Here is a 19971-nt window from a genome sequence, read left to right as displayed (position 1 = left end):
CCGGGTTGGCGGATTCAAGGGGTCGTCGCAACACAGATGGTCAACTGGCTTTGGTCAGGAGCATAGCGAGGCGCTCGGCTGGGGAGTCCCAGCCGAGCGTTTTGCGTGGTCGCCCGTTGAGCTGTTGGGCGACGTGCTCGAGGTCCTCGGGTCCGTAAGTGCCGAGGTCGGTGCCCTTGGGGAAGTACTGGCGCAGCAGTCCGTTGGTGTTTTCGTTGCTGCCGCGCTGCCAGGGACTGGCCGGGTCGCAGAAGTAGACCGGCATGTCGGTGGCCATGGTGAACTGCTTGTGGCGGGCCATCTCGGCTCCCTGGTCCCAGGTCAGCGAGCCACGGAGGTGATTCGGCAGCGTTGTGATCGTCGCTACGAGTCCGTCCCGGACCGTTTCGGCGTCGTGCCCGTTCGGTAGGTGGACCAGCATGGTGTACCGCGTGGTGCGCTCTACCAGGGTGCCGATCGCGGACTGGCTGCCAGCGCCAATGATCAAGTCTCCCTCCCAGTGGCCGGGCACGGCCCGGTCGGCGGCCTCAGCGGGGCGGTCGCTGATCATCACCATCGGGTCGATGAACCGCGCGGTGCGCTGGTTCGGGTTGCGGCGTGGCTTGCGGCGGGTCCGGCCGGTGCGGATCGCGGCCTGTACTTCGCGTTTGAGACCACCGCGGGCCTGGAAGTACAGCGCCTGGTAGATCGTCTCCACGCTCACTCGCATCCTCTGGTCGCCGGGATGCTCCTTGCCTAGAGCGTGGCAGATCTGCTCCGGTGACCAGCGCTCGCGCAGGCCATCGGCCACGAACTGGTGCAACGGTCCCTGCGCGATCAGCTTGCGTTGCTTCGGGCGCGGTCGACGAGCGGCCGACGCGCGGTGGGCCGCATATGGCTGGTAGGCGCCGTGGGTGGAGTTCGCGCGGATCTCCCGGGAGATCGTGCTGGCTGAGCGCCCCAACGCGCTCCCGATCGCCCGCAGTGAGTGGCCCTCGGCCCGCAGGTCCCGGATCCGCTCCCGCTCTGCCAAGGTCAGCAGCCGAGGATGCAACTGCTTGTCCAGCGTGGGCAACTCGGCTGCCACGGAGTTCACGTCGACAATCGTGCTGGTGCCCGTCGCGTAATCGACACGAACCCCGTTCGGGTAGGTCCGCGCGTTCCGGCTCTTGCGGACCCCGTAGTCCCAGTCCTTCGCCGTGCGCTCGTTGATGCCCACCCGCTCGGCCGCCCGACGTCGGGCCACACCCTCGGAACGCAGCTGCTCGTACTCCTCGCGCCGTGGGTGTCGACGCGACGCCCGAATCGACCGCCGCCCAGCCTGCCGGGCCCAACTAAAGGCCGTGTTCCGGTTCAGGCCCAGCTCACGGGCCGCCACAGTGACGCTCCCGACCGCATCAAGCCGGTCCAGGAAGCGTTGCTTCAGCTCGGCACTGTCACCCTCACATGCCACGGTCCTCGCAACTCCCACAGGTCGTAGGTGTTGCGAGGACCGCTAGAACCCCCGGTTCCCGGGAGGGCCGTGGTTCGTCCTACGGCTTGCGCAACCAGGCGAGCGTGCCGCGTTTGGTGACGCGCAACGGAGTCCCGAAGTGCTGCGCGGCTTCGCCGGCCAGTCGCCAGGAAAGCCCGCGTCCCCGGAGGAAGAGGCGGAGCGCTTCGCGGTCGGGGATCTCCACCATCGGCTCGTCCCAGCGATGGACCTCGACGAGGGCGAAGACGCCGGCGAGCTGTGGCAGTCCGTTCTCGGCGTCGAAGCTCAGCGGCTCTCCCCGGCCCGGCAGCACCGAGGCGAGCTCGGGGTCGTTGAAACCGGCTGCTCGTGCACGTGGCGAGAAGGCCGCCGGGGCGCAGGACGCGGCGCGCTTCCCGCAGCGCGGGGAGCGGATCTGGCAGGTGGTACAGCATCCACAGCGCCGCAGCGCAGTCGAACGTGCCGTCGGCGAACGGCAGGTACAGCGCATCGGCGCGGACCGCGGGGCAAGGCGCCCGCGACACGTGGCCCGCGCGGTCGGCTATCAGCGGGCGCAGGCCCCGCGCGGCGAGCAACCGGGCGAGGGTGCCGTTGTCGCCGCCGATGTCGACCACGGTCCGGCAGCCCTCGGCCGCGATGCGGCGGGCGACGACGGGATGGATGTCACCGCGCGCGGAGAGCCGGCGGGTGGCCGCCTGGTTCGCGGCGAAGCGTCCGGGGTCGGTGTCGTAGTCGACGGGCAGCGCCGTACCGCGGTCGCGCGGAGTCCGGTGCGTGCCCCATGGCCGGAAGTGTCGCAAACCGACCGCTTCCGGCGTGCTCGAGCCGAATCACCCAATCGTGAGATCGAATTGCGGATTCGGAATGGGCGTGGCTTGATGCGGCGCCCGAAGCCCGCTCATCCACAAGTGGGAGGGATTGGATCGGGAAAAGCATGCGAAAGTGTTAGAAAACTTGGTCGGCTCCCTCTCCGGAATGCGAAATGGAAAATCAATCGGAGCGAACCGGGGCGAAACGGCGAGCGGTGAACAATGCCGCAAAACGGTCCCCGTGCGCATTGATGTGATTACCCGGGGTGGCAAATTTCACGGCGAGTGCCGCGTTGAAACGTTGCTATCACGCGGCGTAGCGTGTTGTTGCCACGTCGGCATTCCAACGGGAACCGGAGTCGATCATGTGTGCGGTACCGACGCGCGGCGGTGCGGAGGGAAGTGCTGCTTCCGCAGGTGACGCGCTTCTCCGAATCGGTAGATTGCTCTCGAAGGCGCAGACGTCCGACGATCTGCGCACCGTTTACCGGGAGGGCGGCCGGGACGGCGATACGTTTTATCGCGACCGCTGGACCCACGACAAAGTAGTCCCCTCCACCCACGGCGTGAATTGCACCGGTTCGTGCCGGTGGAACGTTTACGTCAAGGACGGGATCATCACCTGGGAAGCTCAGGACACCGACTACCCGTCGGTGGGGCCCGACCGGCCGGAGTACGAGCCGCGCGGCTGTCCCCGCGGCGCGTCGTTCTCCTGGTACTCCTATTCGCCGTCCCGGTTGCGCTATCCGCACGCGCGCGGCGTTCTGGTGGAGATGTACCGCCAGGCGCGGCGCGAAACCGGTGATCCGGTGCTGGCCTGGCGGTCGGTCGTGGAGGACCCGCAACGCAGGCGCCGCTACCAGCGGGCGCGCGGCAAGGGCGGGCTGGTGCGCATCTCCTGGGACGAGGCGGTCGAGATGATCGCCGCCGCGCACGTGCACACCATCGCCGAGCACGGCCCGGACCGCGTCGCGGGCTTCTCGCCGATCCCGGCGATGTCGATGGTCTCGCACACCGTCGGCTCCCGGTTCATGTCGCTGATCGGCGCACCCATGCTGTCGTTCTACGACTGGTACGCCGACCTGCCGGTGGCCTCCCCGCAGGTCTTCGGCGACCAGACCGACGTTCCCGAGTCCGCGGACTGGTGGGACGCGGCCTACCTGATGATGTGGGGCTCCAACGTCCCGGTCACCAGGACCCCCGACGCGCACTGGATGACCGAGGCGCGCTACCGGGGCCAGAAGGTCGTGGTGGTGTCCCCGGACTACGCCGACAACACCAAGTTCGCCGACGAGTGGCTGGCCGCCCACCCCGGCACCGACGCCGCGCTGGCGGTGGCGATGGGCCACGTCGTGCTCCGGGAGTTCTTCGTCGAGCGCGGCACGCCGTTCTTCACCGACTACGTGCGCCGCTACACCGACCTGCCGTTCCTGGTCACCCTCGCCGAGCGGCCCGAGGGCCTGGTGCCGGGCAAGTTCGTCACCGCGGCCGACCTGGGACACGACGGCGAGCACGAGGCGTGGAAGACCGTGCTCGTCGACGAGCGCACCGGCAGGCCCGCGGTTCCCAACGGATCGCTGGGCTTCCGCTGGAACGACGGCGAACCGGGGCGGTGGAACCTGGACCTGGAGGAGACCAGCCCGCTGCTGAGCCTGCACGGCGCCGAGGTGCTCGGTCAGCGCGCCGGGGCGGTGCCGGTGCGCCTGCCCCGCTTCGACGAACCGGACGGTCTCGGCCGGGAGGTCACCCGCGGGGTGCCCGCGGTCCGGCTGCGCCCGGGCGGTCCGCTGGTGACAACGGTTTTCGACCTGCTGCTGGCGCAGTACGGCGTCGGCCGCGACGGCCTGCCGGGGCAGTGGCCCGAGGGCTACGACGACGCCGAGTCGCCTGGGACGCCCGCGTGGCAGGAGCGGATCACCTCGGTGCCTGCCGAGCGGGTCACCCGCATCGCCCGGGAGTTCGCCGACACCGCGATCCGCTCCGAGGGCCGGTGCATGATCCTGATGGGTGCGGGCACCAACCACTGGTTCCACTCCGACGAGGTCTACCGGACGTTCCTGACGCTGCTGCTGATCACCGGCTGCCAGGGCCGCAACGGCGGCGGCTGGGCGCACTACGTCGGTCAGGAGAAGATCCGGCCGCTCACCGGGTGGTCCACATTGGCCAGTGCCGCGGACTGGAACCGCCCGGCGCGGCAGATGATCGGGACCGCGTGGTTCTACACCCACACCGACCAGTGGCGCTACGACACGTTGGACACCGGTGCCCTGGCCTGGCCCGGCGCGCCGGGAAAGCTGGCCGGGACCACCGCGGCGGACTGCGTGGCGCGGTCGGCGCGGGCCGGGTGGATGCCGTCCTACCCGACGTTCGACCGCAACCCGCTGGACCTGGCCGACGAGGCCGACCGGGCGGGCGCCGACCCCGTGCAGCACGTCGTCGACCTGCTGCGCTCGGGAAAGCTGGGCTTCGCCTGCGAGGACCCCGACGCCGAGTCGAACTGGCCGCGGGTGCTCACGGTGTGGCGGTCGAACCTGCTGGGTTCCTCGGCCAAGGGCAACGAGTACTTCCTGCGGCACCTGCTCGGCACCGACTCCTCGTTGCGCGCGCGGGAAGCACCGGACAACGGTGGGTCGTCGGAGGTGAGCAGGCCGGAGCAGGCCCCGGAGGGCAAGCTCGACCTGCTGCTGTCGCTGGACTTCCGGATGACCAGCACGACGATGTTCTCCGACGTCGTGCTGCCCGCCGCGACCTGGTACGAGAAGCACGACCTGTCCAGCACCGACATGCACCCGTTCGTCCACTCGTTCAACGCCGCGGTCGCCCCGCCCTGGCAGTGCCGCACCGACTTCGACGCCTTCCACGCCATCGCGCGCCGCTTCAGCGAGCTGGCCCGCGACCACCTCGGCGTGCGCCGCGACGTGGTCGCCACCGCGCTCGGGCACGACACCCCGGGCGAGATCGCCCAGCCGGGAGGCGTCCTGCTGGACTGGCGGGCGGGGGAGACCGAACCGGTTCCCGGCCGGACCTTGCCCACCCTGACGGTCGTCGAACGGGACTACCCCGCGGTGGCCGACAAGCTCGCCGCGGTGGGACCGCTGCTCGACAAGCTCGGGGCCACGGTCAAGGGCTACACCGTGGAGGTGGACGAGGAGCTGAGCCGGCTCGGCGCCCACAACGGCGTGGCCCGCAGCGGCGCGGCGGCGGGACGACCGCGGCTGGACACCGACATCCGCACCGCGGACGCGATCCTCGCCCTTTCCGGCACCACCAACGGACGCCTCGCGGTCGCGGGCTTCCGCTCGCTGGAGCAGCGCGTCGGCAGACCGCTCGCGCGGATCGCCGAGCACGACGGCGGGCACCGGGTCACCTTCGCCGACACCAGGTCGCGGCCCGCGCCGGTGGTGACCAGTCCGGAGTGGTCCGGTGACGAGTCGGGCGGGAGGCGCTACTCGCCGTTCACCATCAACGTGGAGCAGCTCAAGCCGTGGCACACCCTCACCGGGCGCCAGCACGTCTTCCTCGACCACGACTGGATGGCCGAGCTGGGCGAGCAGCTCCCGCTGTACCGGCCACCGCTGGACCTGCACCGGCTCTCCGGCGAACCGCGCATCGGTCCGGGTGGCAACGCCGAGGTCGTGGTCCGGTACCTCACCCCGCACTCGAAGTGGTCGATCCACACCGAGTACCAGGACAACCCGATCATGCTGACGCTCTCCCGGGGCGGTCCGGCGATCTGGATGAGCCCCGCCGACGCCGAGGCCATCGGCGTGTCCGACAACGAGTGGGTCGAGGCCGTCAACCGCAACGGTGTGGTGGTCGCACGCGCGGTCGTCTCGCACCGGATGCCGACCGGGACGGTCTTCCTCTACCACGCGCAGGAACGGACGGTGAACGTCCCCAAGAGCCGGACCGACGGGCGGCGCGGCGGCATCCACAACTCGCTCACCCGGATTCAGATCAAGCCCACCCACCTCATCGGCGGCTACGCCCAGCAGTCGTTCGCGCTGAACTACCACGGCCCGACCGGCAACCAGCGCGACGAGGTCACCACGATCCGCCGCCGCGACCAGGAGGTGGAGTACTGATGCGCGTCATGGCACAGCTTGCGATGGTGATGAACCTCGACAAGTGCATCGGCTGCCACACGTGTTCGGTCACCTGCAAGCAGACGTGGACCAACCGCGGTGGCGTCGAGTACGTCTGGTTCAACAACGTCGAGACCCGGCCCGGTCAGGGCTACCCGCGCCGCTACGAGGACCAGGAGCACTGGCGCGGCGGGTGGGAGCTGGACCGCAAGGGACGGCTGCGGCTTCGCGGCGGGAGCCGGCTGCGCAGGCTCGCCTCGCTGTTCGCCAACCCCGACATGCCCGAGCTCGACGACTACTACCAGCCCTGGACCTACGACTACCGCAACCTCACCGACGCCCCGCTCGGCGACGACACCCCGGTGGCCCGGCCGACCTCGGCGATCACCGGCGCTCCCACCGACGTTCGGTGGGGGCCGAACTGGGACGACGACCTCGGCGGCATGCCCGAGCACGCCGACGCCGACCCGGTCGTGGCCAAGCTGCGCGACGAGCTGGGGCTGAAGCTGAAGTTCGAGTTCGAGCAGTCGTTCATGTTCTACCTGCCGAGGATCTGCGAGCACTGCCTGAACCCCTCGTGCGTGGCGTCGTGCCCGTCGGGCGCGATGTACAAGCGGGTGGAGGACGGCATCGTGCTGGTCGACCAGGAGCAGTGCCGGGGCTGGCGGATGTGCGTGTCGGGCTGCCCGTACAAGAAGGTCTACTTCAACCACCGCACCGGCAAGGCCGAGAAGTGCACCTTCTGCTACCCGAGGGTGGAGGTCGGGCAGCCGACCATCTGCTCGGAGACGTGCGTGGGGCGGCTGCGCTACATCGGGGTCCTGCTCTACGACGCCGACCGCGTGTCCGAGGCGGCCGCCGTCACCGACGACCACGCGCTCTACCCGGCGCAGCGCGACCTCTTCCTCGACCCGGACGATCCCGCGGTGGCGGCCGAGGCCGAACGCGCGGGCATCCCGCACGACTGGATCGAGGCGGCGAGGCGTTCCCCGGTGCGCGACCTGATCTGCACCTACCAGGTGGCGCTGCCGCTGCACCCGGAGTACCGCACCATGCCGATGGTCTGGTACATCCCGCCGCTGTCGCCGGTGGTCGACGCGGTCGCCGGGACCGGCTTCGACGGGGAGGACGCGGGCAACCTCTTCGGCGCCATCGACGCGCTGCGCATCCCGGTGGAGTACCTGGCCGAGCTGTTCACCGCGGGCGACGCCGGCCCGGTGAGGGCGTCCCTGCGCAAGCTCGCGGTGATGCGCTCGTTCATGCGGTCGGTGAACCTCGGCGAGCAGCCCGACGCCGCCCCGCTGGACGCGGCGGGACTGACCACCGAGGAGGTCCGCTCGATGTACCGGCTGCTCGCGCTGGCCAAGTACGACGAGCGCTACGTGATCCCCTCGGCGGGCATCGGCGACGCCCACGAGCTGGAGTCCATCGCCACGACGTGCAGCCTCGACACCGACGGAGGCCCGGGAATGGGCGGTCCGCCGCTGAAGTCCGGCCGGACCGACCTGTTCGTCTGGAGCGGCCGGGGACGGCCCGACGGCCTGTTCCCCGACACCCGGGCGGGGTCGTGATGCGGCTGTTCGGCAGGCGGTCGCATGCGTCGGCACACACCGACGCCGTCATCCGGCAGGTCGCGTCGTGGTGCCTGCACTACCCGGACGACGCCTTGCGGCAGAACCTCGGTCTGCTCGGTGACTGCGTCGGCGAGCTCGGCGACCACGAGGCGGCCGGGCACCTGCGGGCGGTCGTCGAGCACCTCCGGAGCACCCCCGCCCGGGAGGCGGAGCAGCACTACGTGGAGGTCTTCGACATCAGGCCGCGGCGCGGCCTCTACCTCACCTGGTACCTGCACGGCGACACCCGGCTTCGCGGTGGCGCGCTGGCCGAGCTCGTGGGCCTCTACCGGTCCCACGACTTCCGGGTGGAGGGCGGGGAGCTGCCGGACTACCTGCCCGTGCTGCTGGAGTTCACCGCCACCGGCGGTCCCGCGGCGGTGCGCGAGGGCGAGCGGCTGCTCGCCCGCTTCCGGCCCGCGCTGGAGCTGCTTGCCCGCAAGCTCGACGACATCACCACCCCCTACGCCGGTGCCGTCCGCGGGGTGCTGAGCACGGTGCCGCGCGAACACCGCCAGGAGATCCCGGTCGGTCCGCCTCCGCGCGAGCACGTCGGCCTGGACCCGTACCCGTCGGCCGCAAGAGGAGGCAACAGGTGAGCCCGACAGACCTTCTGCTGTGGGGTGTGCTGCCCTACGTCGTGCTGGCGGTGTTCGTCGTCGGCACGGTCTGGCGCTACCGCCACGACAAGTTCGGCTGGACCAGCCGGTCGAGCCAGCTGCACGAGGCGCGCGTGCTGCGGGTGGCCAGCCCGCTGTTCCACTACGGACTGTTCATGGTGGCGGGCGGCCACGTGCTGGGCCTGCTGGTGCCGAAGCAGCTCACCGCGCTCGTCGGCGTCACCGAGCACAACTACCACGTCGTCTCGCTCGTGATGGGCTTCCTGGCCGGTGTGGCCGCCATCGCCGGGTTCGCGCTGCTGCTGTGGCGGCGGATGCGCAACGTCGCGGTGCGCAAGGCCACCTCGCGCGGCGACCGGGTCGTCTACACCGTGCTGGCGCTGGTGATGCTCGCCGGGTTGTGGACCACGACCGTCGACAACGGCGTGCGCGGCCCGTACGACTACCGCGAGACCATCGGGCCCTGGTTCCGCGACATCTTCCTGCTGAACCCGCACCCGGAGCTGATGGCCCACGCACCGTTCGACTACAAGATGCACGCGGGCCTGGCGCTGGTGCTGTTCGCGCTCTGGCCGTTCAGCAGGCTGGTGCACGCGTTCAGCGCGCCGGTGCACTACCTGTTCCGGCCGCACATCGTCTACCGCAGCCGGTCGGGCGACCGGCTGGTCGGGAACCGCAAACCGCAACGCGGCTGGGAAAGGGTGTGATCCCGCGCTTCGCCGAGAGCAGGCGAACCCGCGCCCCGGCCCCACCGCGTCCTCGCGGCGAACGCGGACGCGGACGCGGGCGACAGCTCGTCGACAACTTCGGGCCGAACTGGTTCACCTCGGTCATGGGCACCGGCATCGTGGCCAACGCCGCCGCGACGCTGCCGGTGCACGCGACCGCGCTCACGTTCGCCGCCACCGCGGTGTGGCTGCTCGCCGCAGTGCTGCTCGTGGGCGCGGGCATCACGTGGGCGCTGCACTTCGCCCTGCGCCGCGGTCGTCCACACGTGACGGATCCGTTCCTGGTGCAGTACTTCGGCGCGCCCCCGATGGCGCTGCTGACGGTCGGAGCCGGGACGCTGCTGGTCGGCAGGCACGTGATCGGAGAGCGCGCCGCGGTCGCCGTCGCGTGGACGCTGTGGTCGGCCGGTGCCGTCAGCGGTCTGGCCGCCGCCGTCCTGGTGCCGCTGTGGATGTTCACCAGGCACCGGTCGGCTCCGGACTCGGTGTTCGCGAGCTGGCTGATGCCGCTGGTGCCGCCGATGGTCGCGGCCGCGGGCGGCGCCCTGCTGGTCCCGCACGCCGCGCCGGGCCAGGCGAGGACCTCGGTGCTGATCGCCTGCTACGCGATGTTCGGCGCGGGCCTGCTGGCGTCCACGGTGGTGATCACGCTGGTCTGGTGGCGGCTCACCCAGCACAACCAGGGCCCGGCGGTGCTGGTGCCGACGCTGTGGATCGTGCTCGGCCCGCTCGGGCAGTCGGTGACCGCGGCCAACCTGCTCGGTGACGTCGCGCCGCTGGCCGTACCACCGCCGTACTCGACCGGCCTGGCCGTGTTCGGGCTCGTCTACGGGGTTCCGGTGTGGGGCTTCGCGGTCTTCTGGGCCGCGATCGCCGCGCTCATCACCCTGCGCACCGCACGCGCGAAGCTGCCGTTCTCGCTGACGTGGTGGTCGTTCACCTTCCCGGTGGGCGTGGTCGTCACCGGCACCAGCGAGCTGGCCGAGCGCAGTCACGCCGCGGTGTTCGCCGTCGCGGCGGTGCTGTTCTACGCGGGACTGGTCTGCGCATGGGCCGTGGTCGGCGTGCGGACGTTGCGCGGATGCGTGCGCGGAACCCTGTTCGCGCCCGGGCCGGCGGCGGGCGGGCACTCGTGACCGCACGCGGCGCGGGCGCGTTGGTTAGGGTGGGGGCGGCCGGTGCAGGTGCACGCCGCACCGGCCCCACGAACACGACGCCGATGCCGGTGTGCGGGTCCGGCCGCGCCGGTGAAGGGAAGCGAGTCATGGCACCCTCCATCGCCACCACCGACCGGGTCGACCTGGCGGGGCTGCTGGAGTTCGCGCGTTCGAGGCACCGCGGGCTGCTGGTCACCAACCGCGCCGACGGCAGGCCGCAGCTCTCGCCGGTCACCTGCGGGGTCGACGGCGACGGCCGGATCGTGGTGTCGACCTACCCGCAACGGGCCAAGGCGCGCAACGCCCGCAGGGACCCGAGGGTGTCCATCTGCGTGTTGTCGGAGGACTGGGACGGGCCCTACGTGCAGATCGACGGCCGCGCCGAGGTCCTGGACATGCCGGAGGCGGCTGACGGGCTGGTCGAGTACTTCCGCTGCATCTCCGGCGAGCACCCGGACTGGGACGAGTACCGCGAGGCCATGGCGCGGCAGAACAAGACGCTGCTGCGGATCTCCATCGAGCGTTGGGGCCCCATCGCCACCGGCGGTTTCCCGCCCGAGCTCGTGCAGGGCTGAGCGCCTGGTTCCGAATCCGCCTGTGCGGGCCCGTGGACGAGTCAGCCGGTCGTCGCGGCGGGGGAGGAGGCGCGGACGATCCCCCGCTCAACGCCGAGGTCGGCGTCGCGCACGATTTCCCGGTTCTGCCGCAGGGATTCCAGGAACAGCACGATCGTCGCGGCCACGCTGCGGTGGGTGAGGTCGTTGAGGACGTCGTGCTTGCCGCCGGCGACGCTGGTCAGCCGTGAGGCGGGCATCCGCGCGTAGACGCCGCGGACTGCCGCACGCGGGCTGATCTCGTCGTCGGCGCCGTGCAGGCCCAGCACCGGCACGGTGATCCCGGCCGGATCCACCTCCTCGTGCCACTGCGGGGGCAGGTCCACCGCGAGCGAGCCGCTGCCGGTGTCGGTGAGCCGCTGCCGGTGGGTGGGGCAGGAGGTCCGTTCCCGCAGCTCGTCCTCCCACGACTCGAAGCGCGGCTCGCGCCCGGCACCGGGCAGGCCCGCCAGGATCAGCGCGTCGGGTGCGACCGCGCGTTGGGCGGTGAGCCGAAGGGCGAGCAGGGCCCCGGTGTCGGACCCGGCGAGGACGCGCGGTGCCGGGTCGGACTCGTCGGCCAGCAGGGCCTTGACCTGCGTCGTCACCTCGTCCGGGTCTGCCGTGGCGTCGCCGGCGACCCGGACCCGGTAGGCGTCGGCGGACAGCCGCTCGCCGAGGCGCTGGTAGACGACCGGGTTCTCGCCCCGTCCCACGGCGAGTACCACCGTGCCCCGTGCGTGCGGTCCGGCCGGTTCGTCCCACCTCGCGGTGGTCGTGTGCGTGGTCATCTGGTTCTCCCCTCCGGGATGGGTGTTTCGGCGCCCGGACGGGCGTCTGTGTCGTTCGCGGTCAGGCGTGCACGGACTCGCGGGACGTGGCGTCCGGTGCCGTCTCGGCGGTGGCGAAGAGGTCGCGTTCGCGGATCGCCAGCGCCGCCACGGCACCGATCACGCCGGTGAGCAGCAGGTAGCCGCACGCAAGCCAGGGCGAGCCGCCGCCGGCCGCCAGCAGTGCGGTGACGATCAGCGGCGTGAGCCCCGACGCGTAGATGCCGGAGAACTGGTACACGAAGGACATCCCCGTGTAGCGGAGGCGGACGGGCGTGAGCTGCGCGTAGAAGGTGCCCTGCGGCGCGTAGATGACGGCGTGCACCACGCCGAGCAGGAGCACCACGACCAAGCCCGCCAGCAGCGGGTCGCGGCTTTGGAAGGCGAGGAACGCCGGGTACACCAACACGCCGTAGACCGCGGCGCCGAGCGCGTACGTGCGTCGCGGTGTCCACCTGTCGGCCACGGCGCCGAAAACGGGGATCAGCACGGCCAGCGTGATCGAGGCCGCCATGATGGCGACCAGGACGTCGTTGCGCGCCATGCCCAGCGTCGAGGTCGAGTAGGAGATGAAGAAGACCGCCCAGGTGTTGAACGCCGCGCCTTCGGCCCACCGCGACAGCAGGCCCAGCAGCGTGTTGCGCCGGCGCACCGGTTCCCGGAAGAGCTCGAGGATGGGCACGCGGGCGGCGCCCTCCAGCGCGCGCATCCGCCGGAACGCCGGGGTTTCCGACACCCGCAGCCTGATGGCCAGGCCGACGAAGACCAGCACGATGCTGAGCCCGAAGGCGATCCGCCAGCCGTAGTCCAGGAACTGCTGCTCGTCGAGCGAGTTGCCCAGCAGCGCGAACAGCCCGGTGCCCAGGCCCAGCCCCAGCGCCAGCCCGACCTGCGGCCAGGCGCCGTAGCGGGCGCGCCGTCCGGGCGGTGCGTACTCGACGGCCATCAGCACCGCGCCGGCCCACTCACCGCCGATGGCCAGCCCCTGCAGCAGCCGCAGGAGCACCAGCAGGGCCGGCGCGAGCATGCCCACCTGCTGGTAGGTGGGCAGCAGGCCCATCGCCGCGGTGGCCAGACCCATCAGGACCATTGTGGACACCAGGGTCCGCTTGCGCCCGATGCGGTCGCCGATGTGTCCGAAGAGGACCCCGCCCAGCGGGCGGGCGACGAAGCCGACGAAGAAGGTGACGAACGCCAGCATCGTCCCGATGTAGGGGTCGTCGCTGGGGAAGAACAACTCGTCGAAAACCAGTCCGGCGGCCGTGCTGTAGAGGAAGAAGTCGTACCACTCGACGGTGGTGCCGATGACGCTGGAGACCAGGACGGTGCGGACATCGGCCGTCCGCCCGGATTCGGGGGTCTGATCGGAGGACACGTCGGCAGAGTCGCACAGCCGTGAGGGTGCGCGGACCCTCCGTCCGAGGAGTGGAACGGCGGCGAACGGGCTGTTGACACCCGTGACCCGCTTTGGTCGTATGACGGTGTGTTCCCAGGAAGCCGGCTCACCAAGCGCCGTCACGTGGATCTCAACCGCGTGGTGGCGCAGGCTTGTCGCCGCTCCTGATCTTTCCCGCGCCCGGATCGCCTGTCCGGGCTCGCTGTTGCTACCGCACCCGGTGATCGCCTGAGCTACCCGGCGAACTCCGCCGCGATGCGGTCGAACTCGCCTTTCCCGCTACGACGGTGTTCCGCCACGCGCCGCGTCGGACCGTCGTGCCTTGATGCATCCTGCGTTTTTCCAATGGAGACAACATGTCCAGCGACGTCCCCTCCGAGCCGCTGAAGTTCGCCTACTGGGTTCCCAACGTCAGCGGCGGCCTGGTCACCAGCAAGATCGAGCAGCGGACCGAGTTCAGCTTCGAGTACAACAAGGAGCTCGCGGTGCTCGCCGAGAACAGCGGCTTCGAGTACGCGCTGAGCCAGGTGCGCTACGCCTCCAGCTACGGAGCCGCGCAGCAGCACGATCCGGCGGCCTTCAGCCTCGGTCTGCTGCTGGCCACCGAACGCCTCAAGCTGATCGTGGCCGCGCACCCGGGGCTGTGGCACCCGGCCATCCTCGCCAAGTTCGGCATCACCGCGGACATCCTGTCGCAGGGCCGGTTCGCGGTGAACATCGTCAGCGGCTGGTTCAAGGACGAGTTCACCGGGCTCGGCGAACCGTGGCTGGAGCACGACGAGCGCTACCGCCGCACCGAGGAGTTCATCCGCGTGCTGCGCGGGTTGTGGACCCGGCCGAACTTCGACCTCAACGGCGACTTCTACCGGATCCACGACTTCAGCCTCCGCCCGCAGCCGCACCCGGTGGCGGGACGGTCGCACCCGGAGATCTTCCAGGGCGGCAACTCCACGGCGGCCCGCAGGCTCGCCGGGCGGGTCTCGGACTGGTACTTCAGCAACGGCAAGGACTTCGACGGCTTCTCCGAGCAGGTCGCCGACGTCCGCGCCTTCGCGGCCGAGAACGGGCGCTCGGTCCGCTTCGGGCTCAACGGCTTCGTGATCGCCCGCGACACCGAGGCAGAGGCGCGCGAGGTGCTGCGGGAGATCGTTGCCAAGGCCGACACCGAAGCCGTCGAAGGGTTCCGCAAGGCGGTCGCGCAGGCCGGGAAGTCCACTTCGGACGGCAAGGGGATGTGGGCGGACTCGGAGTTCGCCGACCTGGTGCAGTACAACGACGGGTTCCGGACGGGGCTCGTCGGGACTCCGGAGCAGATCGCGCACCGCATCGTCGAGTACAAGAAGCGCGGGGCGGACCTCCTGCTGCTGGGTTTCCTGCACTACCTGGAGGACGTCGAGCAGTTCGGCACCCGCGTGCTGCCCATCGTGCGGGAGCTGGAGGCCGAGCTCGACCGCACGGGCGAGGTACCGGCCGTCGCGGCGGCGCGACGGTGAAGCAGTGAGCACCACCGGAAACCAGGGAGAAGCTGTGACAGCGACGGAGAAGGCAGTGAACTGGAAGAGCCGCCCGACCACCGCCGAGGGCTGGGTGCGGCGGGCCGACGAGGTGGCCGCCGTGCTGGCGGCCGACGCGGTGCGGCGCGACCGCGCGAACCAGACCCCGTACGAGGAGGTCCGGCTGCTCAAGGACTCCGGGCTGGTGACGCTGCTCGGTCCGGTCGAGCACGGCGGTGGCGGGCAGTCGTGGTCGACGGCCTACCGGGTCACCAGGGCGGTGGCCGCCGGGGACGGCTCGATCGGGCAGCTGCTCGGCTACCACTACCTGTGGGCCTGGGCGGCGCGCCTGGTGGGCACGCCGGAGCAGATCGCGGCCGTGGAGGAGCTCTACACCACCAACGACTACTTCTTCGGCGGGGCGGTCAACCCGCGCGACCGCGACCTCGTCATCACCGACGAGGGCGACGAGCTGGTCTACGACGGGCGCAAGTCGTTCTCCACCGGGAGCAAGGTCTCCGACCTGACCGTGCTGGAAGGGGTGATCGAGGGCACCGACAAGCACGTCTTCGCCATCGTGCCGTCCCACCAGGACGGCATCGTGTTCAACGACGACTGGGACAACATCGGCCAGCGCCTCACCGAGTCGGGCAGCGTGGAGATCCGGGGCGTGCGCGTCCCGTGGGAGTCCGCGGCGGGATACGTGGACAAGCAGTTCCAGCCGCTGACCTACAACACGCTGAACCTGCCGACGATCCAGCTCGTCTTCGCCAACTTCTACCTCGGCATCGCGCAGGGGGCGCTGCGCTACGCGACCTCCTACACCCGTGAGAAGACCCGCCCGTGGCCCTACGGCGGCGACGACAAGCAGCACGCGTCGGAGGAGTTCCACATCCTCGACACCTACGGCGACCTGCAGGCCAAGCTGTGGGCGGCCGAAGCGCTGGTCGACCGGGCGGGCTCGGCGATCGAGGAACTGCTGCACGCCGAGCGCGAGTCGGTCACCCCGCAGCAGCGCGGCGAGGTCGCGGTGCTGGTGGCCGCGGCCAAGCAGCGGATCATCGACACCGGGCTGGAGATCGGAAACCGGATCTTCGAGGTGACCGGTGCCCGGGCCACCGCCAGCTCCGTGGGGCTCGACATCTACTGGCGCAACCTGCGCACCCACAGCCTGCACGACCCGGTCGCCTACAAGCGGGTCGAGGTCGGCCGGTACGCGCTGCTCGGAGAACTGCCCGAACCCACCTGGTACACCTGACCGCCGCCGGGACCGGCTCCGGCCGGCCCCGGCCCCAACCGAGGAGCCACATGACAGCCGAGGCCGCGACGCGCGCGCACGTGGTCGGCAGCGAAGAAGAGGCGCTGGAACTGGCGCGCCGGCTCGCCGCGGAGTTCGCCCCCGGCGCGTCGGAACGGGACGCGCAGCGCAGACTGCCGGTGGAAGAGCTGGACGCGCTGTCGGCGAGCGGGCTGCTGGGCATCACGGTGCCCGCCGCGCACGGCGGTGCCGAGGTGCCGACCCGCACCCTGGTGGAAGTCTTCCGGCTGCTGGCCGCGGCCGACCCCAACATCGCGCAGATCCCGCAGAGCCACGTCGTCTACGTCAACGTGCTGCGGGAGAACGGAACGCCGGCGCAGCAGCGGTACTTCTTCGCCGAGGTCCTGGCGGGACGGCGGTTCGGCAACGCGCAGTCGGAGTCGGGCAGCCGCAACGCGCAGGACATCCGCACCAGGCTCGCCGCCGGCCCCGACGGCGACTTCGTCCTCGACGGCACCAAGGCGTACTCGACGGGAGCGTTGCTGGCGCACTGGATCCCGGTGCTGGCCAAGGATGACGACGACGCTCTGCGGGTTGCTTACGTGCCGTCCGACGCGGCGGGGCTGACCGTCGTCGACGACTGGGGCGGCATGGGACAGCGGACCACGGCCAGCGGCACGGTCCGGCTGGAACAGGTGCGCGTACCCGCGGCCAACGTCGTGGCGCACCACCGCACGTTCGAACGTCCGCAACTGCACGGAGCGCTCGCGCAGGTGCTGCACGCCGCGATCGACGTGGGCATCGCGCGTGCCGCGCTGGACGACGCGGCCGCGTTCGTGCGCACCCGCAGCAGACCGTGGGCCGACAGCGGGGTCGAGCGGGCCGGCGACGACCCGCTGACCATCCAGCGCTTCGGCGAGCTGGAGATCCGCGTCCGGGCCGCCGAAGCACTGCTGGACCGGGCGGCAGCCGCCGTGGACGAGGCCCGCGGCGATCTCGACGACGACTCGGCCGCGGCGGCCTCGATCGCGGTAGCCACGGCGAAGGCGTTCGCCGACGGCACCGCGGTCGAGCTGGGCAGCGCGCTGTTCGAGGTGTCCGGCACCCGCTCCAGCCTCGCCGAGACCAACCTGCACCGGCACTGGCGCAACGCCAGGACGCACACGCTGCACGACCCGGTGCGCTGGAAGGTCCAGCACATCGGCAGATACGCCCTGAACGGGACCCACCCGCCGCGCGCCGGTCAGATCTAGACAGGTGTCATCGAGGTGCTACCGGCGCAAATTCCGGCGACTTCACGGCCTGAGCCCATTACGATCACCGCATGTCTGGACCCGAACAGCAGGTGAGCGCCGACGACCTGGACCAAGCCGTCCAACTCGCCATCGCCGCAATGCGGGACGTACCGCTGGAGCAGTGGAGCGCCAAGGCGGGTTCGCTGGAATGGGACTGCTGGGAGACGGTCGAGCACCTCGGCGACGACCTGTTCGCCTACGCCGTCCAGCTGGGTCCCCGCAGGCCACCGGCCGACAGGGAGGTCCCCTTCGTCTGGCACAGCCGCAGGCCCGGCGGCCCCGCGAACGCGGTGCACGCCGACCGCGCGGCCGGGGTCGCGGGGCTGATGGACGTGCTCGAGGCCAGTGCCGCGTTGCTGGTCGCCATGGTGCGGACCACACCGCCGCAGGTGCGCGCGCACCACGTCTTCGGGGCGTCGGACCCGGAGGGCTTCGCCGCGATGGGCGTCGTGGAGACGTTGGTGCACGTGCATGACCTCGCCGAAGGGCTCGGGTTCGCCTGGAACCCGCCCGGCGATCTGTGCGCCGGAGTGCTGGCGAGGCTCTTCCCGCACGTGCCGGTCGACGATGACCCGTGGCGCACGCTGCTCTGGGCGACCGGCCGTGCGGAGCTGCCCGGCCGCCCGCGTCTGGCCGAGTGGCGCTGGTACGGCGAGCCCCGGCCGTAGGAGTGGATTCCCGGGAGTCGGCTCGCGGGAGTGCGGACAGCGACGAGAAGCGTTTGCTCGATAAGGAAAGCGACGTGATCTTCGGTCTCGTCGCGGACGGTCCGCGAGTGGGGGTTCGGGACCGGCGGATCCGGGCGGTCTGGTCCTGGTCGCCACGGGCGCGGCTGCCGGCACTCGGCCCGTCCACCGCCGAGGACGCCGACGCGGGAGTCCCGACCGACGAGCAGCACTACGTGCCCGGAGACGTTCCCCGTGTTCTCGCGCGCCTGGGCAAGGCCCTGGACGCCGAGGTGGAGGGTGGCCCGACCTACGTCTTCTGCGAAGAGGGCGCGGAAGGACCGGTCGCGGAACTGCCCGTCATCGTCTCCGACAACGCGGGGCAGCGGGCCGCGCAGCGGCTCGTGCGCCCGGACGACTGGTCGGAACTGGTCACCGGGCAGCGCGGGGAGTGGGCGATGGCCGTCCACGGCGGTTCGCGGTGTCGATCTGCTTCTCCCCGGCGGCCGACCACGTCGCCGCGGAGGCCGGATCTGGACCCGCGAGGACTTCCGCGGTCGTCGCCTCGCCCCGGCCGTCGTCGCGGCGTGGGCATCGCGCGAACGGCGCAACAGGGAGGTGCTGTTCTACAGCACTAGCGCGGGCAACCACCGCACCCCGGTCGGTCGCGCGCACGCTAGGCCTGCGCCCGCTGGGCTGGATCTGGAAGCTCCTCTGACACCGTCCGACAGCGGTCATCCCGCAGGCGTCTGGGCGTGCACGAGCTCGGCCAGCACCGACATGCCCCGGTAGACCTCGGAGAAGCTCGTGCTCAGCGGTGCGAGGCCGATCCGGATGCCGTCCGGGGCGCGAAAGTCGGGGATGACCCCGCGCTGCCAGAGCGGGTCGATCAGTTCGCCGAAGTCCGCGCGGCGCAGGGTCACGTGGCTGCCGCGGCGCTCCGCCGCGCGCGGCGAACCGAGGGTCACACCGTGCGGGAGCAACCACTCGTCGGCGAGCCGCAGCGCGTAGTCGGTCAGCTCGGCCGACTTCGCGCGGACGGCGTCGATGCCGGCTGACTCCAACATGTCCAGCCCGGTCAGCAGCGGCAGCATCGCCAGGATCGGCGGTGTGCCGCTGAGCACCCGGCGCACGCCCTCGGCGGGCTCGTACCCGGGGCCCATGGTGAAGGCGTCGCGCCGGCCCATCCAGCCCCAGATCGGCTGGCGGAGCCCGTCGAGGTGGCGGCGGCTGACGTAGCCGAACGCCGGTGAGCCCGGGCCGCCGTTGAGGTACTTGTAGGTGCAGCTGACGGCGAAGTCGGCCTCCCAGTCGTCCAGCCGCACCGGGACCGACCCGACCGAATGGCACAGGTCCCACAGCACCAACGCACCCGCGTCGTGTGCGACGCGCGTGACGGCCGCGCCGTCGGCGAGGTATCCCGACCGGTACGCGACGTGGCTGAAGACGACCAGCGCGGTGTCCGGTCCCACCGCCTCCGCGACCTGCTCGGCGGTGATCCCGGCCTCCGGGTCGGTCTCGATCCACCTAAGCACCAGGTCGCGTTCAGCGGCGATGCCTTCCAGCACGTAGCGGTCGGTGGGGAAGTTGTCGGTGTCGAGCACGACCTCACGCCGTCCCGGCCGGGCCGCGACCGCGGCGCGGGCCAGCTTGTAGAGCAGGACCGTGGTCGAGTCGGCGACCACCACCTGGCCGGGGCCGGCGCCGAGCGCCACGCGGCCGATGCGGTCGCCCACGGTCAGCGGCCAGTCGAGCCATTCGTCGGTCCACCCGCGGATCAGCCGCCGCGCCCAGGGGCCGCGGACGAACTCGTCCATCCGCTCGGCGGTCTCGCGGGCCGGGCGGCCCAGCGAGTTGCCGTCCAGGTAGGCCACGACGTCGGAGTCGTCGGGAGCCAGGAAGCGCTCCCGGAAGGCGCGCAGCGGATCGGCCTCGTCGAGTTCCTTCGCCTGCTGCTGGAAGTCGAGCACGTCGGG

16 protein-coding genes and 1 pseudogene are annotated in these 19971 nt (G+C 71.1%); 11 read left to right on the top strand and 6 right to left on the bottom strand.

Annotated elements, in window-relative coordinates:
* Nucleotides 1-40: 40 nt before the first annotated feature.
* The 3 genes and pseudogenes from SACE_RS19760 to SACE_RS40200 all read right to left on the bottom strand — a co-directional run.
* Nucleotides 41-1225, bottom strand: a complete 1185-nt coding sequence (locus SACE_RS19760) for an IS30 family transposase (RefSeq protein ID WP_143538171.1) — start codon at nt 1223-1225, stop codon at nt 41-43.
* Nucleotides 1226-1511: 286 nt separating this feature from the next.
* The gene (locus SACE_RS19755) at nt 1512-1766 is read right to left on the bottom strand and encodes a hypothetical protein (protein ID WP_009946624.1); all 255 of its coding nucleotides are present in this window, start codon (nt 1764-1766) and stop codon (nt 1512-1514) included.
* Between the two features lie 31 nt (nt 1767-1797).
* Nucleotides 1798-2067 (bottom strand): annotated as a pseudogene (locus SACE_RS40200) (class I SAM-dependent methyltransferase); the annotation flags it as partial.
* Between the two features lie 560 nt (nt 2068-2627).
* Between SACE_RS40200 and SACE_RS19750 the strand changes: the two are divergent.
* The 6 genes from SACE_RS19750 (at nt 2628) to SACE_RS19725 (ending at nt 11040) form a co-directional block, all read left to right on the top strand.
* Entirely contained in the window at nt 2628-6347 is a 3720-nt protein-coding gene (locus SACE_RS19750) for a nitrate reductase subunit alpha (RefSeq protein ID WP_173401315.1), read from the top strand.
* Nucleotides 6347-7918 carry a nitrate reductase subunit beta gene (gene narH / locus SACE_RS19745; RefSeq protein ID WP_009946628.1) on the top strand — a complete coding sequence of 524 codons (1572 nt, stop codon included), beginning with the start codon at nt 6347-6349 and terminating at the stop codon, nt 7916-7918. The genes SACE_RS19750 and narH overlap by 1 nt, the downstream gene beginning before the upstream one ends.
* Complete coding sequence (narJ, locus tag SACE_RS19740; protein WP_009946629.1) at nt 7918-8559, top strand: nitrate reductase molybdenum cofactor assembly chaperone; 642 nt, start codon at nt 7918-7920, stop codon at nt 8557-8559. Before narH ends, narJ begins: the two co-directional genes overlap by 1 nt.
* Nucleotides 8556-9287 (top strand): respiratory nitrate reductase subunit gamma, encoded by a 732-nt coding sequence (gene narI, locus SACE_RS19735; RefSeq protein WP_009946630.1) that lies wholly within the window; start codon nt 8556-8558, stop codon nt 9285-9287. Before narJ ends, narI begins: the two co-directional genes overlap by 4 nt.
* On the top strand, nt 9284-10444 hold the full coding sequence (locus SACE_RS19730; protein ID WP_009946631.1) for a TDT family transporter: 1161 nt from the start codon (nt 9284-9286) through the stop codon (nt 10442-10444). Before narI ends, SACE_RS19730 begins: the two co-directional genes overlap by 4 nt.
* Before the next feature lie 128 nt (nt 10445-10572).
* Nucleotides 10573-11040, top strand: a complete 468-nt coding sequence (locus tag SACE_RS19725) for a PPOX class F420-dependent oxidoreductase (protein ID WP_009946632.1) — start codon at nt 10573-10575, stop codon at nt 11038-11040.
* A gap of 41 nt (nt 11041-11081) precedes the next feature.
* Here SACE_RS19725 and SACE_RS19720 read toward each other — a convergent pair whose 3' ends face one another.
* Nucleotides 11082-11849: an alpha/beta hydrolase gene (locus tag SACE_RS19720; RefSeq protein ID WP_009946633.1), complete on the bottom strand. Its 768-nt coding sequence runs from the start codon at nt 11847-11849 to the stop codon at nt 11082-11084.
* Nucleotides 11850-11910: 61 nt separating this feature from the next.
* Entirely contained in the window at nt 11911-13263 is a 1353-nt protein-coding gene (locus tag SACE_RS19715) for an MFS transporter (RefSeq protein ID WP_009946634.1), read from the bottom strand.
* A 377-nt stretch (nt 13264-13640) separates the two neighbouring features.
* Between SACE_RS19715 and sfnG the strand changes: the two genes are divergently transcribed.
* From sfnG to SACE_RS19690, 5 genes are all read left to right on the top strand, one after another.
* Entirely contained in the window at nt 13641-14777 is a 1137-nt protein-coding gene (gene sfnG / locus SACE_RS19710; RefSeq protein ID WP_009946635.1) for a dimethylsulfone monooxygenase SfnG, read from the top strand.
* A gap of 55 nt (nt 14778-14832) precedes the next feature.
* Complete coding sequence (locus tag SACE_RS19705; protein WP_009946636.1) at nt 14833-16035, top strand: acyl-CoA dehydrogenase family protein; 1203 nt, start codon at nt 14833-14835, stop codon at nt 16033-16035.
* 50 nt (nt 16036-16085) lie between these two features.
* Nucleotides 16086-17288 (top strand): SfnB family sulfur acquisition oxidoreductase, encoded by a 1203-nt coding sequence (locus tag SACE_RS19700; RefSeq protein WP_009946637.1) that lies wholly within the window; start codon nt 16086-16088, stop codon nt 17286-17288.
* Between the two features lie 71 nt (nt 17289-17359).
* The gene (locus SACE_RS19695; protein WP_011874225.1) at nt 17360-17998 is read left to right on the top strand and encodes a DinB family protein; all 639 of its coding nucleotides are present in this window, start codon (nt 17360-17362) and stop codon (nt 17996-17998) included.
* Between the two features lie 74 nt (nt 17999-18072).
* Nucleotides 18073-18633 carry a hypothetical protein gene (locus SACE_RS19690; protein ID WP_009946640.1) on the top strand — a complete coding sequence of 187 codons (561 nt, stop codon included), beginning with the start codon at nt 18073-18075 and terminating at the stop codon, nt 18631-18633.
* A 96-nt stretch (nt 18634-18729) separates the two neighbouring features.
* On the opposite strand, the gene kynU is transcribed toward SACE_RS19690, so the two are convergent.
* Complete coding sequence (kynU, locus tag SACE_RS19685) at nt 18730-19965, bottom strand: kynureninase (protein WP_009946642.1); 1236 nt, start codon at nt 19963-19965, stop codon at nt 18730-18732.
* Nucleotides 19966-19971 lie beyond the last annotated feature (6 nt).

It is taken from the genome of Saccharopolyspora erythraea NRRL 2338 (assembly GCF_000062885.1).
GTDB lineage: Bacteria > Actinomycetota > Actinomycetes > Mycobacteriales > Pseudonocardiaceae > Saccharopolyspora_D > Saccharopolyspora_D erythraea.
The sequence above is the reverse complement of the archived record's forward strand: the minus strand, read 5'-3'. Positions and strand labels throughout refer to the sequence as shown.